12 protein-coding genes and 2 pseudogenes are annotated in these 15,929 nt (G+C 44.7%); 11 read left to right on the top strand and 3 right to left on the bottom strand.

Annotation, left to right across the window (positions count from 1 at the left end; all coding sequences use genetic code 11):
• Window positions 1-132: 132 nt before the first annotated feature.
• From FKN88_RS07495 to phoU, 5 genes and pseudogenes are all read left to right on the top strand, one after another.
• Window positions 133-2,334: an ABC transporter permease subunit gene (locus tag FKN88_RS07495; protein WP_154169005.1), complete on the top strand. Its 2,202-nt coding sequence runs from the start codon at window positions 133-135 to the stop codon at window positions 2,332-2,334.
• 14 nt (window positions 2,335-2,348) lie between these two features.
• A pseudogene (locus FKN88_RS17500) lies at window positions 2,349-2,673 on the top strand (phosphate ABC transporter, permease protein PstA); the annotation flags it as partial.
• Between the two features lie 356 nt (window positions 2,674-3,029).
• Window positions 3,030-3,998: pseudogene (gene pstA / locus FKN88_RS17505) on the top strand (phosphate ABC transporter permease PstA); the annotation flags it as partial.
• Between the two features lie 2 nt (window positions 3,999-4,000).
• Window positions 4,001-4,819 carry a phosphate ABC transporter ATP-binding protein PstB gene (gene pstB / locus FKN88_RS07505; RefSeq protein ID WP_004395863.1) on the top strand — a complete coding sequence of 273 codons (819 nt, stop codon included), beginning with the start codon at window positions 4,001-4,003 and terminating at the stop codon, window positions 4,817-4,819.
• Window positions 4,820-4,846: 27 nt separating this feature from the next.
• Window positions 4,847-5,545: a phosphate signaling complex protein PhoU gene (phoU, locus tag FKN88_RS07510; protein ID WP_040904645.1), complete on the top strand. Its 699-nt coding sequence runs from the start codon at window positions 4,847-4,849 to the stop codon at window positions 5,543-5,545.
• Here the strand turns inward: phoU and FKN88_RS07515 are convergent.
• Both FKN88_RS07515 and FKN88_RS07520 read right to left on the bottom strand, forming a co-directional pair.
• Entirely contained in the window at window positions 5,542-6,294 is a 753-nt protein-coding gene (locus tag FKN88_RS07515) for a copper homeostasis protein CutC (protein ID WP_154169003.1), read from the bottom strand. The two genes, phoU and FKN88_RS07515, sit on opposite strands and share 4 nt — an antisense overlap.
• Window positions 6,295-6,627: 333 nt before the next feature.
• The gene (locus FKN88_RS07520; RefSeq protein WP_154169001.1) at window positions 6,628-7,239 is read right to left on the bottom strand and encodes a peroxiredoxin C; all 612 of its coding nucleotides are present in this window, start codon (window positions 7,237-7,239) and stop codon (window positions 6,628-6,630) included.
• A gap of 216 nt (window positions 7,240-7,455) precedes the next feature.
• Between FKN88_RS07520 and FKN88_RS07525 the strand changes: the two genes are divergently transcribed.
• From FKN88_RS07525 to aceA, 3 genes are all read left to right on the top strand, one after another.
• Window positions 7,456-8,361: a hydrogen peroxide-inducible genes activator gene (locus FKN88_RS07525; protein WP_154168999.1), complete on the top strand. Its 906-nt coding sequence runs from the start codon at window positions 7,456-7,458 to the stop codon at window positions 8,359-8,361.
• Window positions 8,362-9,199: 838 nt separating this feature from the next.
• On the top strand, window positions 9,200-10,837 hold the full coding sequence (gene aceB, locus FKN88_RS07530) for a malate synthase A (protein WP_154168997.1): 1,638 nt from the start codon (window positions 9,200-9,202) through the stop codon (window positions 10,835-10,837).
• A 136-nt stretch (window positions 10,838-10,973) separates the two neighbouring features.
• The gene (gene aceA / locus FKN88_RS07535; RefSeq protein WP_154168995.1) at window positions 10,974-12,284 is read left to right on the top strand and encodes an isocitrate lyase; all 1,311 of its coding nucleotides are present in this window, start codon (window positions 10,974-10,976) and stop codon (window positions 12,282-12,284) included.
• Between the two features lie 179 nt (window positions 12,285-12,463).
• Here aceA and FKN88_RS07540 read toward each other — a convergent pair whose 3' ends face one another.
• Window positions 12,464-12,934 carry a CBS domain-containing protein gene (locus FKN88_RS07540; RefSeq protein ID WP_154168993.1) on the bottom strand — a complete coding sequence of 157 codons (471 nt, stop codon included), beginning with the start codon at window positions 12,932-12,934 and terminating at the stop codon, window positions 12,464-12,466.
• A gap of 298 nt (window positions 12,935-13,232) precedes the next feature.
• On the opposite strand from FKN88_RS07540, the gene queA reads away from it, so the two are divergent.
• From queA to yajC, 3 genes are all read left to right on the top strand, one after another.
• Complete coding sequence (queA, locus tag FKN88_RS07545; RefSeq protein ID WP_154168991.1) at window positions 13,233-14,285, top strand: tRNA preQ1(34) S-adenosylmethionine ribosyltransferase-isomerase QueA; 1,053 nt, start codon at window positions 13,233-13,235, stop codon at window positions 14,283-14,285.
• Between the two features lie 49 nt (window positions 14,286-14,334).
• Window positions 14,335-15,474: a tRNA guanosine(34) transglycosylase Tgt gene (tgt, locus tag FKN88_RS07550; protein WP_154168989.1), complete on the top strand. Its 1,140-nt coding sequence runs from the start codon at window positions 14,335-14,337 to the stop codon at window positions 15,472-15,474.
• Between the two features lie 113 nt (window positions 15,475-15,587).
• Window positions 15,588-15,920, top strand: coding sequence for a preprotein translocase subunit YajC (yajC, locus tag FKN88_RS07555; protein ID WP_072668776.1), 333 nt, complete (start codon window positions 15,588-15,590; stop codon window positions 15,918-15,920).
• Window positions 15,921-15,929 lie beyond the last annotated feature (9 nt).

Raw genomic sequence — 15,929 nt, forward strand, 5'->3', positions numbered from 1 at the left:
ACATAGTTAAGCGGCTGGTTATTCTGATGCGCTTCTTGCGCTCGCGATCTTATTCTTACTCTCCGTGCTGTTGGTCACTACCGCTTTCTAAGCTCGGCCGCCCCCTCAAGATAACAAGGATAGAGTGAATTGATGCCCCACAGTGAATTTTCATTACAGCAACGAGATCATAAACGACGCTTGAAAGATCGTTGCGTTCGCTTTGCGGTAACCTGTGGCGGGGTTGGAGTCTTAGCGGCTCTGATTTTAATTTTTGTTTATTTGGCGTTGGTCACCCTACCACTTTTTGCAGATGCCAAGCTTGATGCCAACTTTGCTAAACAGCCGATTTCTTCTGTGCAGCCTCAGGTACTGGCGATGGATGATTATGGTGAGCATCTGTTCGTGGTCGATCAATATGGTGAAGCGGAATTTTGGGCGCTAAAGCAACCGAGTGATCAGCCGTTATGGCGACAGCCTTTGTCTTTTGTTCCTGTTAAAATAGAAGCCAGTACGGCACAAGACGGGTGGTATGCGGTTTTGGATGCTGCGCATCAGGTGCATCTTTTTCGTCCTCGGTTTGATTATTCAATAACTCAACAGCGACGAGAGTTTACCCCTGTGCTGGAGTCATTAAGCACCGAATCTACGCTGGTTGCAGCACCAGAGGAAGCGGTGATTGAGCAGTTCAACTTTGCGCTAACGGCTGACTATCTTTATACGGTCAGTTATTTGGCTGACCAACGGGTGATGATTCGTTGGCTGGCGCGACAAGCGCCTTTAGCCATGGCAGAAACGGTATTACCGACTCGGTACGCGCAACTGGATCAACTGCTTATTACTCCAGATGGCCAGACGATTTACTTACGTACCGGCTCGCAATTGGCGGTTATTCAGCGTGATGGTGAAGCGTATCGTCTGCGTGAACAAGTGGATCTTAGTCGCGGCCAGCCGCAGCGCTTAGTGACGAATATGACCTTGTTATCCGGTGCTTATTCTTTGCTGGTTACTTACGAGAATGGCGTTGTCAGTCAATGGTTTGATGTTTTACAGCAAGGTCAACGCCAGTTGCAGTCGATTCGTGATTTTCAGCTGGCACCGTCTATTCAGCTTTTGCTCACGGATACTCAGCGTAAAGGTTTTTATACTTTTTATCCTAATGGCACGCTACAAAGTCATTATACCACCAGTGAAAAGCTGGTGTTGTTTGAGCGGGTTTTTCCTAAAGCGCCGACGCTAGCGGTGATGTCGAATAACGAGCGTTATATTGCTACTTGGGACGATGGAATCGTTCAGGTCATTGAATTGGATAATCCTCATCCTGAGATTTCCTTTTCGGCACTATGGAAAAAAGTCTGGTATGAAGGCTATCCAGAGCCGCAGTTTGTGTGGCAGTCAACCGCGGCGAATGAGCAGTTTGAACCTAAATTAAGTTTAGTGCCGATTGCGTTTGGTACATTGAAAGCGGCTTTCTATGCCATGCTATTTGCCGTGCCGATAGCGGTGTTTGCCGCTATTTATACCGCTTATTTTATGAAACCCGCGATGCGTCGAGTGGTGAAGCCGACCATTGAATTGATGGAGGCGCTTCCGACGGTGATCATTGGCTTTCTCGCTGGGCTATGGTTTGCCCCTATTGTAGAAAACAATTTAGCAGCGGTAGTCACACTTTTAATCGGTTTACCCATCTCGACGTTAATCATTGGTGTTATCTGGTCTTGGTTACCTAAACGTTATTTGGGGTATGACATTTCCGGTTGGCAAGCACTGATCTTAGTGCCATTAATGATCGTTATCATGGCATTGACGCTCTCTTTTAGTCATCTCATCGAACAAGTCTTGTTTGCCGGAGATGTACTGCTCTTTTTGGATCAAAGAGACATTGGTTTTGATCAGCGTAATGCGTTAATTGTGGGGATTGCGATGGGATTTGCCGTGATCCCAACGATTTTTACCATTGCTGAAGATGCGATTTTTTCGGTTCCGAAGCATTTATCGGATGGTTCATTGGCTCTTGGGGCGACTGGATGGCAAACCTTAACCCATGTAGTGTTATTGACCGCCAGCCCAGGAATTTTTTCGGCAATCATGATGGGGTTGGGGCGAGCCGTTGGCGAAACCATGATCGTACTGATGGCAACAGGGAATACGCCTATTCTCGATTGGAATATTTTACAAGGCATGCGCACCATTTCAGCGAATATTGCGATTGAACTACCTGAGTCTGCGGTGGGGAGCTCTCATTATCGAGTGCTGTTTTTAGCGGCGTTATTGTTGTTTGTCTTTACTTTTATCGTTAACTCCTTTGCCGAGTGGGTGCGTCAGCGCTTACGCGCCAAATATCGTTCATTGTAATCGGGAGCACGTAAATGAAACTGACCCAGCAATTTCAATCTGGCTCTCCTTGGATTTGGCTGACGGCTGGCGCCGTTAGCATCAGTTTGATCTCTGTATTAGGCTTATTGTTATTAATTGGCTGGAAAGGATTAATTTATTTTTGGCCAGCGCCGCTCTATCAATGGCAAACTGAAGATGGTCATACTTTAGTTGGGCAGCTCTATGCTCGAGAAAAGGTGACGGTCAATCATCTTCTTGAGATGGGAATAAGCCTACCTGAAGACGCGATTGCGCAAGGCCACGTGCAACGATTAAACATTAAGGTGGCTAATCGAGACATTTATCAGGCTGATTTTTTGTCGATTCTTGATATTAAATTGTCACCGGCGACCCTTGCTCATGGTTGGGTCGTCTTGCAACGAACCCATGATGGGCAGTTTTATGGTAAGCTGATTGGTTTTGAATCGACACTCATCAGTCAAGAGCAGCCTTTAAGTCCCTCTCAGTGGTTAGCAACCGTTTTTGGGCAGACTCAGCAGATAAGAGCGGAGATCGAGCAGCAAGTTCGACCGCGCATTCGTGAACTGGCTCATCAGTTAACGACGCTTCGTCTCTCAGATCCCAGTTCTTTAAAACAAACCCCTAACCAGCGTACAGAGCGCCAGCAAAAAGAGCAGCAATGGGTGAGTGAGCTGGCCGAAGCTGAGCAACGATTAGAAAGCTTAAGGGCAACATTGGATGATCAGCGACTCTTATTGCAAGATATGGCTGGTGATACGATTGGTATCCCAATGAGTCAGGTGCTCGATTATTGGTATCCCAATGAAATGACCCATGCCGAGAAAGTGATTCGCTGGCTGAAGCACTTGTGGGATTTTTTATCCGACTCGCCTCGCGACTCGAATTCTGAAGGTGGGGTCTTTCCCGCCATTTTTGGCACCGTATTGTTGGTATTGATCATGTCTGTGATTGTGATGCCACTGGGTGTTATTGCTGCGGTTTACCTGCATGAATATGCTAAAGACAACGCCTTTACGCGTTTAATTCGTGTCGCGGTGATCAACCTTGCGGGTGTGCCATCGATTGTTTATGGGGTATTTGGGCTGGGCTTTTTTGTGTATACGATTGGCGCAAGTATTGATAATGTGTTTTATGCCGATAGTTTACCAGCCCCCACCTTTGGTACGCCGGGATTATTGTGGGCGGCATTAACGTTAGCGGTGCTTACCTTACCGGTGGTGATCGTCACCACCGAAGAGGGGTTAACACGCATTCCGCCATCAGTGCGTTATGGTTCATTAGCCTTAGGAGCAACGCAGTTTGAAACCATTTGGCGGATAGTGCTGCCGATGGCCAGTCCAGCGATGATTACTGGGCTGATTCTTGCGATTGCTCGCGCCGCTGGCGAAGTGGCTCCTTTGATGTTAGTCGGTGCGGTTAAGCTAGCCTCGAATTTACCTGTCGATAGCGAGTTTCCTTTTGTACATCTAGAGCGCAAGTTTATGCATTTGGGATTTCACATTTACGATGTTGGTTTTCAAACCACCAATATTGAAGCTGCTCGCCCCTTAGTGTATGCCACGGCCTTTTTACTGGTGACCGTGGTCGTGATGTTGAACTTAACCGCCATTCATATTCGCAATAACTTGCGTGAAAAATACCGAACCTTAGGACAAGATTAAATATGTTTTCTGTTGAGCAAACATTAGGTTATCAGCCTCCCTTAGATGTTCATCATTTAACGGATCAGCAAACCGCGATTACTATTGAAGAACTCAGTTTGTATTACCAACAGACTCGTGCTTTAAATGGAATTTCGATGCGTATTCCCAAAGGGCAGGTGACGGCATTTATTGGTCCTTCAGGTTGTGGTAAGTCGACGTTATTACGCTGTATTAATCGAATGAACGATTTAGTCGATGGTTGTCGAGTTGAAGGTGCCGTGAAATTGCATGGTAAAAATGTCTATGACAGTGATGTCGATGTGCCGACGTTGCGACGCCGAGTCGGGATGGTCTTTCAGCGCCCCAATCCTTTTCCTAAATCCATTTATGAGAATGTGGTCTATGGTCTACGCTTACAAGGTATAAAAAACAGTCGGACACTCGATGACGCGGCAGAGTATTCATTACGAGCGGCGGCCTTGTGGGATGAGGTAAAACATCGTTTGCACGAAAATGCATTTGGATTATCCGGTGGACAGCAGCAACGCTTGGTTATTGCGAGAGCGATAGCGATTGAACCCGAGGTATTGTTGTTGGATGAACCTACCTCCGCGTTGGACCCTATTTCAACCTTAACCATTGAAGAATTGATTCATGAGTTAAAAAAACAATATACCGTGGTGATAGTGACGCACAATATGCAGCAAGCGGCGCGAGTCAGTGACCATACGGCTTTTATTCATATGGGAAAGTTGATCGAATATGCAGATACAGATTCTATTTTTACTTCTCCATTGAAAAAACAGACCGAAGACTACATTACTGGTCGATATGGCTAATCAAATAGCAAAAAATAGGATGGCATGATGCAGTTAGGCCGACATATTTCAGGACAATTTAATGTCGAACTTGAATCGATTCGAACCCATGTACTGACCATGGGAGGGTTGGTGGAACAGCAACTCTCTTTGGCGATGCAGGCGCTGCACAAAGAAGATATCGAGTTGGCACGCAAAGTGGTTCGAGATGACCATCAAGTCAATGAAATGGAAGTGTCAATCGATGAAGCGTGCACGCGAATCATCGCTAAGCGCCAGCCGACGGCCAAAGATTTGCGTTTGATTATGGCCATCATTAAAACCATTACCGATTTAGAACGCATTGGTGACGTCGCGACTAAAATGGCCTATATCGCAATAGAAAGCCCTGCCGATAAAGAACGTCGCTTTCAAGTCTCATTAGAGCCACTCTGCCGTCAAGCCATCGCCATGCTGCATCAAGTCTTAGATGCTTTCGCTCGCATGGATGTGGTCGCGGCGGCGGCGTTGCATAAACAAGATGATAAATTAGACCAAGAATACGAAGCGGTGATCCGTCAATTAATGACCTATATGATGGAAGACCCGAAAAATATACCGCACATTTTGCAAGTAATGTGGTCGGCTCGTGCTATTGAACGGGTCGGTGATCGCTGCCAAAATATTTGTGAATACATTATTTACTTTGTAAAAGGTAAAGATGTTCGTCACTTGGGCAAACAATCGATAGACGATGCGTTGCGCTAAACCAAGCTCCTCAATTGTTCAGCAACTTGAGCAATCGCGGTTGGATTCGTTACCGGGATCATAAAATCATCCACGTCCGCTTGGCCCATTTTTGCGGCAGCGGATTTGAGCTGCATGTGACTGGGCCGTACGCTTTTACCTGATAAGTGGACTTCCTGTACCCCAGTTTGTTGAATAATCCGCGTCACATTATTCGCGGTTAATCCTGCGCCTGCCATAATGCGAATTCTGCCTTTGGCAAGGGAGACCATGTCTGCCAATGTAGAGATACCTTGTTCTACTTGAGGTGCTTGCCCTGAGGTAAGTACTCGCTCACATCCTAAATCAATTAAGAGTTCAAGCGCCTGACGAAAATCCCGACATTGATCAATTGCTCGATGGAACGTCACACCTAAACCATGTTGCTGAGCACGGGTAACCAGTTGTTTGACCTGTGATTCGTCTATCTCCCCCTGTGCGGTTAAGGCCCCAATGACGACACCTTGGAGCTTAGCTTCGGCTGCAGCATCAATGTCATCTAACATCATGGTGATGTCATCGTGGTCATACAAAAAATCGCCTTGGCGTGGGCGTATCATGGCATACACCGGAATAATCGATAGACGAGCACTTTGCTTCATCATGCCATAGCTGGGGGTTAGCCCTCCTAACGCTAACGCTGAGCAAAGTTCGATACGCGTCGCGCCTCCTTGAATGGCATAATGCAGCGATTCGATATTATCAATGCAGACTTCAAGTTCATAATTCATGATGATCTCTCACTTAAACGGTTTGAGTTGTTGATGCTGATTTTATCAGTCTGCCGCGATAGCGTCTGTTAACCTAAGGTCTGAAATAGAGGTAAAGTTAAGCTTTTTACCTTTCCTTAAATAGCGTGAGTGAGTGATTTAGAGTGCTTAGGAATTGGCGTTTATTGAGGATGACATGAATGAAAAAAGCCCAAAACCAGTGGCTTTGGGCTTTGATGACTTTACTTATGACTGATTGGCTTATGCGTTAAACGCTTTTTATTGTGTCCAACCTTTATCCGTGTGGCTCGAGTTGAGCGCGAGCCATTAATAGGCCGGTAGTGGCCTATTAACTTATTTCTTACCTAGATCACCAGCATGCTCAGATAGGAATGCAGCTACGCCTTCACTAGAGGCTTTCATGCCTGCTTTACCTTCTTCCCATTGCGCAGGGCAAACTTCACCGTGCTTTTGGTGGAAGTTAAGTGCATCTACCATACGTAGCATTTCATCAATGTTACGACCTAGAGGCAGATCGTTAACCACTTGGTGACGAACTAGGCCTTCTTCATCAATCAGGAATGAACCACGGAATGCAACACCCGCTTCTGGATGCTCGACATCGTAAGCTTTAACGATTTCGTGTTTGATATCTGCAACCAATGGGTATTTAACTTGGCCGATACCGCCGTTTTCTACCGGAGTATTACGCCATGCGTTGTGTGAGAATTGTGAATCGATAGAAACACCGATCACTTCAACGCCTTTAGCTTGGAAATCTTCAAAACGCTTGTCAAAAGCGATAAGCTCTGAAGGACAAACGAAAGTGAAATCAAGAGGGTAGAAGAAAACAACGGCTTTCTTACCTTTTGTAAACTGTGCAAAGTTGAAGTTTTCAACGATTTCACCGTTACCAAGAACAGCTGCAGCAGTAAAATCAGGGGCTTGACGACCTACGAGTACCATTTTTTTGCTCCTAAGATGATGGTTAATGCTTGATAAAACAGCATGTTTTATCAAGTCCATTTAAACGAGACAAACTATAGTACACCATGTAGCATAGAAAAAAGCGAATTAAATAGATTAAGTTAATCGAAAAAAGCGATAAGAATTGGTGGCTGAATTTACTCGGTACGAGAAATCGCGCTTTAAGCTATTTGAGTGGAGAATAAAGAGAATACGATGAATAAATGGCCAAGCTTAAAGCAGCTACATTATTTGATTACGTTATATGAAACACGGCATTTTAGTGAAGCGGCTGAACGCTGTTTTGTTAGCCAATCGACACTGAGTAAAGGCATTCAAAATTTGCAGACTCTGATTGGTTGCCCTTTATATGAGAAATCGGACAAAAAAAGCCCGTTGGTTTTTACTTATGCCGGAGAACAAGTGGTAAAGGGAGGGCGTGAATTACTGGCGAAAGGTAAAGATCTGCTGGAGTTAGGTCAGCAGTGTCAAAATGGACCAATGGAAGGACAGCTTAAACTAGGCTGCATTCCGACGATCGCGCCTTTTTTATTGTGTGATTTGGTGCAAGAGCTTAACCAACGTTATCCTAAGTTACACTTATTATTACGCGAAGATACGACCGCTAATCTATTAAACGCCTTGCGAGTCGGAGAGCTCGATGTATTAATTCTCGCCTTACCGATGGACATCGGTCAGATGATGAGTCGAATCGTTGGTCGAGATCCTTTTAGGATGGTGATTAGCCGTCAGCAGGCGGACCGTATTCGAGTACCTATCACTTATGATGATCTGCCTAATGAATCGGTATTTTTATTAGAGCATGAGCACTGCTTAACTGAACATGCGGTATCTGCCTGTAAGTTAACCGATAAAGAAAAAATCAATCCTTTTATGGCAACCAGTTTACATACCTTAGTACAAATGGTGGCCAACGGATTAGGTATGACCTTTATTCCGCAAATGGCGATTGAACATGGTCTGTTAGACAATCAAAACTTAGTGATTATTGATCCTCCCGGTCAGCAGGCTTATCGAGAAATTGGTGTGGTATGGCGTCCCGGTTCATCTCGTCAGCCAACTTTCGAACAGCTTGCTGAAGTCGTGGCGCAGCTATTATAACGCCCTCTCAGGACAAAATAAGGGAGGGACGATGGCGGCGATACACTCTTCGTTTTGGAAGTTGCTGTGATATTAGCGACGTTTGTTTACTCTAACTCCATCATTTATCTATGTTCATGGAGCCAGTGAGAGCGAGTTTTGGCTCTCATTGGCATTGGTGACGTTTTTTCCAGATAAATTTGCCAGTGGCTTGCTTGCTAGCGGTTAATAGCGCCAAGTCGTTTGGAGAGCATAATGATGTTAAGCCGTTTGGCTGTTCTGTATATTTGCGGTTTTTCTAGTTTTATTTGCCATTTTTTATTAATTAAACAGAGTTTAACTCTGCTAGTGAATCTTTTTTTGTCAAATTTTACAGCGATAAAGTTTTGAAGCTTTCATAAAATAGTAAAACTTCACATGGTTAATTTTACATCTTTTCCCCATTCCATTGTTTCAACATTCGGTTATCTATCCTGCTTGAACCCTGAAAATACGATATCGCTGATCGATTTAATTATCGAACGGCTGTTTTAAACGACTTTCAAGGTTAATTTTTAATGTAATTTTATTACGTAATAAATTACATTTTTTAAGCCAATAATAAACGATAGTTTGAAACGGAATAAAACGTTGAATTTAACGATGTGTTAACTTTCGCTCTTTAATTGTAATGGCTTATAGGGTAATGTTTGTCTTGAGTTTATTGGTTTGTATCGTGCTGACTTACCTTTGACCCATTGATGGATTAAGTCAGGCTTATAAACACAACTCGCCAATATTATTGTTATATACTTACTGTGTTTTTTGTAGTTCTAAATTTACAAATGACATGTAAAGATAGCCTCTAAGGAAGGATGCCATGCTTGCTCAAACCCCCGATAAATCGTCATCAGCCATTGAAAACGCTAAGCATCACGATCAATTAGTTGTTAATGGGGCTCTATCCTCGGAACATAGCACCATTTTCTCTGTTGAAGCCCAAACCTTTTTAGCTGAGCTGTGTCGTCATTTTGCGTCGCGAGTGAATACGTTACTCAATGAGCGCGAACAGCAACAGCAGCGTATTGATCAAGGTCACCTGCCTGATTTTTTAGAGCAAACCATCGATATTCGTGAAGGCAGCTGGAAAATCCTTGGTATTCCTAATGATCTGCAAGATCGAAGAGTAGAAATTACCGGTCCAACGGATCGTAAAATGGTCATCAATGCACTCAATGCCAACGTTAAAGTCTTCATGGCCGATTTTGAAGATTCGATGTCACCCGCTTGGGATAAGCTGCTCGATGGACAAGTGAATTTGCGCGATGCGGTGAATGGCACCATCAGTTATCGTAATCCAGATAACGATAAGGTCTATCAACTTAAAGAAGATCCAGCCGTGTTGATTTGTCGAGTTCGAGGGCTGCATTTACAAGAGAAGCATGTCCTATTTGCTGAGCAAGCGATTCCCGGGGCTTTATTTGATTTCGCTTTGTATTTTTTCAATAACTATAAAGCGTTATTGAAAAAAGGCAGTGGTCCTTATTTCTATTTACCAAAACTCCAAGCTTATCAAGAAGCGCAATGGTGGAGTGATGTCTTCCATTTTACCGAAGATTATTTTGGTTTAGAGACCGGGACGATAAAAGCGACGGTGTTGATTGAGACTCTGCCTGCGGTGTTTCAGATGGATGAAATCCTCTTTGCTCTTAAAGAACACATTGTGGGGCTCAACTGTGGCCGCTGGGATTATATCTTTAGCTACATTAAAACGTTGAAAAAACACCCTGATCGCGTATTGCCTGACCGTCAAGTCGTGACGATGGATAAGCCATTTTTGAATGCTTACTCACGTTTATTGATCTATACCTGCCACCGACGCGGCGCATTTGCCATGGGAGGCATGGCGGCCTTTATTCCTGCCAAAGATCCTGCGCTTAACGCTCAAGTACTGGAAAAAATCCGTCATGACAAAATGCTGGAAGCGATGAATGGCCATGATGGAACTTGGGTCGCTCATCCCGGATTAGCGGATACTGCTATGGAGGTCTTCAATCAAGTGCTGGGTGAGCGTCGTAATCAATTGGATGTGACTCGCTTATCGGATGCGCCAATCCGTGCAGAAGCGCTGCTTGCTCCTTGTGATGGCCCGCGGAGCGAGCAAGGCATGCGACACAATATTCGTGTTGCTTTGCAATACGTCGAAGCGTGGATTTCTGGTAATGGCTGTGTACCAATTTATGGTTTGATGGAAGATGCAGCGACCGCAGAGATCTCTCGCGCTTCAATTTGGCAATGGATTCAGCACGGTAAAACCTTAGATAACGGACAAGTAGTCACGAAAACGTTATTTCGTGATTACTTAGCTCAAGAAATTGAAGTCGTTAAAGCTGAAGTTGGGCAAGCACGCTTTGATCAGGGGCGGTTTACCGAAGCAGCTGAATTGATTGAACGTCTCACCACCAGTGACGACCTCGGTAACTTTTTAACCATCCCGGGCTACGACTATTTGGCGTAGAACGGTCTTAACCAATAATAAATAACAGTAACGTGAAACCGAACTTCAAAGCTCACTGAATCGAAGTGAGTGGCGAAAAGGACAATATCGGCGTGTGCCATCAGCCACGCGAAACCAATGATAAGAGGGACAGAACATGACATTAACTCGCCGCCAGCAAATCGAAGCACTAGAAAAAGATTGGGCAACGAATCCACGTTGGAAACACGTTAAGCGGACATACAGTGCAGAAGATGTCGTTAATTTACGGGGCTCAGTCACCCCAGCCAATACCATCGCCCAGCGTGGTGCAGATAAATTATGGGAACTGGTAAACGGTAGTGCTAAAAAAGGCTACGTTAACTGTCTTGGTGCTTTGACGGGAGGACAAGCCGTCCAACAAGCTAAGGCTGGTATCGAAGCGATTTACCTTTCAGGTTGGCAAGTCGCGGCGGACAATAATACCGCTGGGACGATGTATCCTGATCAATCGCTCTATCCGGTCGATTCGGTTCCTAGCGTTATTAAACGCATTAATAATGCGTTTCGTCGCGCTGATCAAATTCAATGGTCAAATGGCAAATCTCCACAAGATGAAGGGGGTATCGATTACTTTTTACCAATAGTCGCTGACGCAGAGGCGGGGTTTGGCGGTGTCCTGAATGCTTATGAACTGATGAAATCGATGATTGAAGCCGGTGCGGCAGGGGTTCATTTTGAAGACCAATTAGCGTCGGTGAAAAAATGTGGTCACATGGGCGGCAAGGTACTGGTTCCTTCTCAAGAAGCGGTGCAAAAATTGGTGGCTGCGCGTCTGGCTGCTGATGTTGCTGGAACAACCACGCTGGTGATTGCTCGAACCGATGCTAACGCCGCGGATCTATTAACGTCGGATTGTGATCCATATGATGCTGACTTTATTGTTGGTGAGCGTACCGCTGAAGGTTTCTATCGTGTTCGTGCTGGGATCGATCAAGCGATTTCTCGTGGTTTGGCTTACGCTCCTTACGCCGACTTAATCTGGTGTGAAACCGCTAAACCCGATTTAGAAGAAGCGCGACAGTTTGCTGAAGCGATTCATGCTCAGTACCCTGATCAACTCTTGGCTTATAACTGCTCGCCATCGTTTAACTGGGAGAAAAACCTGGATGCCGAAACGATCGCCAAATTCCAGCAAGAATTAGCGAATATGGGCTACAAATACCAATTTATCACTTTAGCTGGCATTCATAACATGTGGTTTAACATGTTTGAACTTGCTCATGCCTATGCTCAAGGTGAAGGCATGCGTCATTATGTTGAAATGGTTCAGCGTAAAGAGTTTGCCGCCGCCGAGAAAGGCTATACGTTTGTGGCTCACCAACAAGAAGTGGGCACGGGTTATTTTGATAAAATGACCAATACGATTCAAGGTGGTCAATCGTCAGTCACTGCGCTAACCGGTTCAACCGAAGAAGAGCAGTTCTAACTTCTGCATGGTGATAATCTGATGACGTAAAGTTGCAGGGGACAACTGCAACTTTAATAAATTTATCGCATCAATCAATTGTCTGAGTGATAGCAAGTTATCTCAAAACTAAAAAGAGCAAGGGTATTGATCACCATGCTCTTTTTATTTATCTATTCTATCGGCTAGCTATTGACCAGTTACAAAACGTCTTGCTCAAAGTCGTTATCCGTATCGACTTCGTCGGGCTCGCTGTTTTCTTGTAATTCTAGCAAGTTGATCGCAATAGCGACGAAGTCGCTATCGGTAATGATCCCGACCAACTCGCCTTTGTTGACTACCGGTAAACAGCCAACTTTATGCCGTTGCATGTAGATAGCACTTTCTTTTAGGCCGGCTTGTGGAGCGACCGACATGACGCCCGTGTGCATGACCTCATACAAAGGGGTCGTTTCGGTATGTGAGGTATCGGTAATTTTGTTGTATAGACTCGACTCTTGTGCTGCCAATACATCGCGATGAGTAATAATGCCTAATAACCGGCGATTGGCATCGACAATAGGAATATGACGAATATCTAATGCTTCCATCATATTTCGGGCGTCGGCTATTGTGTGGGTACGCAACAAAGTATGTGGGTTGCGAGTCATCATGTCTTCAACTTTGATCATAACCAACTCCTTTTCCTTTCGATGATCGGTAACCAAGTTTAACTGGCCAATGAACGTAACGTGGCGCGCGGTCTGTTGATATTTAGTATAGGTTTGTTTGTGGTTAATATCTGAGAGTTAAGTCAGCTTTTACTGGTAATCGCAACAGAGAAGCCGCTAAGTCACTTTTGATTACAATCCTTAATCGATGGAACGTATCCTAGCTGCTGACAATCCTGTATCTTGCCGGAGCTTGGGTATATACTGTTGCGCCGCGAAATGAACCGTCGCTAACCTTATCAATAACTAAGAAAGAGCCATGCAAGTTTCAGATTTTCACTTTGACCTCCCAGATGAGCTAATCGCTCGTTACCCGAAAGCGCAGCGCACTGATAGTCGGTTACTGCGATTAAATGGCACCACCGGTGAACGGGTTGATGGCACATTTACCGATGTGTTGCATTATATTGAGCCAGGAGACTTATTAGTCTTTAACAATACTCGTGTTATCCCCGCTCGTTTATTTGGTCGTAAAGCCAGTGGTGGTAAATTAGAAGTGTTGGTTGAGCGTATGCTCGATGAGCACTCTATTTTAGCGCATGTTCGTTGTTCCAAGCCGCCTAAACCGGGGACGGAACTGTATCTGGGTGAGCAGGACCAATATTTAGCGACCATGGTTGCACGCCATGATGCCTTGTTTGAGATTCGATTTAATGCCCAGCAAACGGTTTTGGAAATCTTAAACCATATTGGTCATATGCCTTTGCCGCCATACATTGATCGCCCCGATGAAGAAACCGATAAAGAGCGTTATCAAACGGTTTATAATCAAAAGCCGGGCGCCGTTGCCGCACCAACAGCAGGGCTACATTTTGACCAAGCATTATTGGATCAAATTCAAGCTAAAGGCGTTGAGTTTGCCTATGTGACTTTGCATGTCGGCGCGGGTACTTTCCAACCTGTGCGCGTGGAAAATATTCATGATCACCATATGCATGCTGAATACGTTGAAGTACCAGAAGAAGTGGTTGCGGCAATTGCAGCGACCAAGGCTCGTGGTGGCAGAGTGATTGCGGTTGGGACAACCTCGGTGCGTTCTTTAGAGAGTGCAGCGCAAGATGCACTTGCGAAAGGCATAGCGTTAGCGCCTTTTTTTGGTGACACGGATATTTTTATTTTCCCTGGTTATCAATATCAATTGATTGATGCATTGATCACCAATTTTCATCTACCAGAGTCGACGCTGATTATGTTAGTCAGTGCCTTTGCTGGTTATGAGCACACTATGGCTGCTTATCAGCATGCGGTAGAGCAGAAATATCGCTTCTTCAGCTATGGTGATGCGATGTTTATTGAAAAAAATCAGGCTTAAGCTTGATCCCTTAATATCGTCAGACTGTTTCTCTGACATTGGAGGCTTTGTGAAGTTAACGTTTGAACTGAAAAAGAAAAATGGCAATGCGCGTCGAGGTCAGTTGACCTTTGAACGTGGCACTGTACAAACCCCGGCCTTTATGCCCGTTGGTACTTATGGCACAGTAAAGGGCATGACTCCGGAAGAAGTTAAAGAAACGGGTGCTGAAATTTTGCTGGGTAACACCTTTCATCTTTGGCTGCGTCCAGGCCAAGAAGTGATGAAAATGCATGGTGATTTGCACGACTTTATGAATTGGCAAGGCCCGATTCTGACTGACTCTGGTGGTTTCCAAGTCTTCAGTTTGGGCGAAATTCGCAAAATCACCGAAGAGGGCGTGCATTTTCGCAACCCTGTAAATGGTGACAAAATCTTTATGGATGCTGAAAAATCGATGGAAATCCAAAAAGATTTAGGTTCAGATATCGTAATGATTTTCGATGAATGTACGCCTTACCCTGCGACGCATGAAGAAGCAAAAAAATCGATGCAAATGTCATTACGTTGGGCGCAGCGCTCTCGTGACCATTTTGATAAGCTCAACAATACCAATTCACTGTTTGGCATTGTTCAGGGTGGCGTATACGAAGATTTACGTGATGAGTCAGTGAAAGGACTAACACAAATCGGTTTTGATGGTTATGCGGTCGGTGGCCTTGCGGTTGGAGAGCCCAAGCCCGATATGCATCGTATTTTAGAACACACCTGCCCTCAGCTGCCTGAAGATAAGCCTCGCTACTTAATGGGCGTGGGTAAGCCAGAAGATTTGGTAGAAGGTGTGCGTCGTGGCGTCGATATGTTTGACTGTGTGATGCCAACACGAAATGCTCGTAACGGACACCTATTTGTGACCGGTGGTGTGATCAAGATCCGTAATGCAGTACATAAAACAGATACAACACCACTGGATCCGCACTGTGACTGTTACACTTGCAAAAATTATTCTAAGTCGTACTTGCACCATTTGGATCGTTGTAATGAGATTCTTGGCGCTCGTCTGAATACTATTCACAATCTACGTTATTACCAACGATTGATGGAAAGTATTCGTAAAGCGATAGACGAAGATCGCTTTGATCAATTTGTAGAAGCGTTTTACGCACGCCGTCAACGCGAAGTGCCGCCGCTACAAATCGAACAAGCGTAATGGCAAGCACTGAGATGGATTTATCCTGAAGGGTCTATTCATGGCTTGAATTTGTCTTAGTGCGGCCCAATACCTACAAATATTACAAACAATAACTTAGAGGACGTTTCTCAATGAGTCTAATTTCTGTAGCGCACGCAGCAGGTGAAGGTGCATCACAGGGTGGTGGTTTCGAAATGCTGATCATGCTTGGCATGTTTGCGGTAATTTTCTATTTTATGATTTATCGCCCACAGTCTAAACGAGTGAAAGAGCATAAAAGTCTAATGGCCTCAATGGCGAAAGGTGATGAAGTCTTAACCAGTGGTGGTTTAGTGGGAAGAATCACTAAAATCGCTGATGATAACGATTTTATCTCTGTTGAATTGAACAACAATAATGAAGTTGTGATCAAAAAAGACTTCGTTTCTGCCGTGTTACCAAAAGGTACACTTAAATCTTTGTAAAACAGCTAG

Origin of the sequence: Vibrio sp. 2017_1457_13 (assembly GCF_030851525.1) — a bacterium.
Lineage (GTDB): Bacteria > Pseudomonadota > Gammaproteobacteria > Enterobacterales > Vibrionaceae > Vibrio > Vibrio metschnikovii.

What these genes read in the sequence shown, in the direction of transcription:
- FKN88_RS07525 (WP_154168999.1), top strand. Translation starts at nt 7,456, where the DNA reads ATGAATAAATGGCCAAGCTTAAAGCAGCTACATTATTTGATTACGTTA.
- FKN88_RS07495 (WP_154169005.1), top strand. Translation starts at nt 133, where the DNA reads ATGCCCCACAGTGAATTTTCATTACAGCAACGAGATCATAAACGACGC.
- FKN88_RS07540 (WP_154168993.1), bottom strand. Translation starts at nt 12,934, where the DNA reads ATGATCAAAGTTGAAGACATGATGACTCGCAACCCACATACTTTGTTG.
- aceA (WP_154168995.1), top strand. Translation starts at nt 10,974, where the DNA reads ATGACATTAACTCGCCGCCAGCAAATCGAAGCACTAGAAAAAGATTGG.
- FKN88_RS07520 (WP_154169001.1), bottom strand. Translation starts at nt 7,239, where the DNA reads ATGGTACTCGTAGGTCGTCAAGCCCCTGATTTTACTGCTGCAGCTGTT.
- phoU (WP_040904645.1), top strand. Translation starts at nt 4,847, where the DNA reads ATGCAGTTAGGCCGACATATTTCAGGACAATTTAATGTCGAACTTGAA.
- queA (WP_154168991.1), top strand. Translation starts at nt 13,233, where the DNA reads ATGCAAGTTTCAGATTTTCACTTTGACCTCCCAGATGAGCTAATCGCT.
- aceB (WP_154168997.1), top strand. Translation starts at nt 9,200, where the DNA reads ATGCTTGCTCAAACCCCCGATAAATCGTCATCAGCCATTGAAAACGCT.
- pstB (WP_004395863.1), top strand. Translation starts at nt 4,001, where the DNA reads ATGTTTTCTGTTGAGCAAACATTAGGTTATCAGCCTCCCTTAGATGTT.
- FKN88_RS07515 (WP_154169003.1), bottom strand. Translation starts at nt 6,294, where the DNA reads ATGAATTATGAACTTGAAGTCTGCATTGATAATATCGAATCGCTGCAT.
- yajC (WP_072668776.1), top strand. Translation starts at nt 15,588, where the DNA reads ATGAGTCTAATTTCTGTAGCGCACGCAGCAGGTGAAGGTGCATCACAG.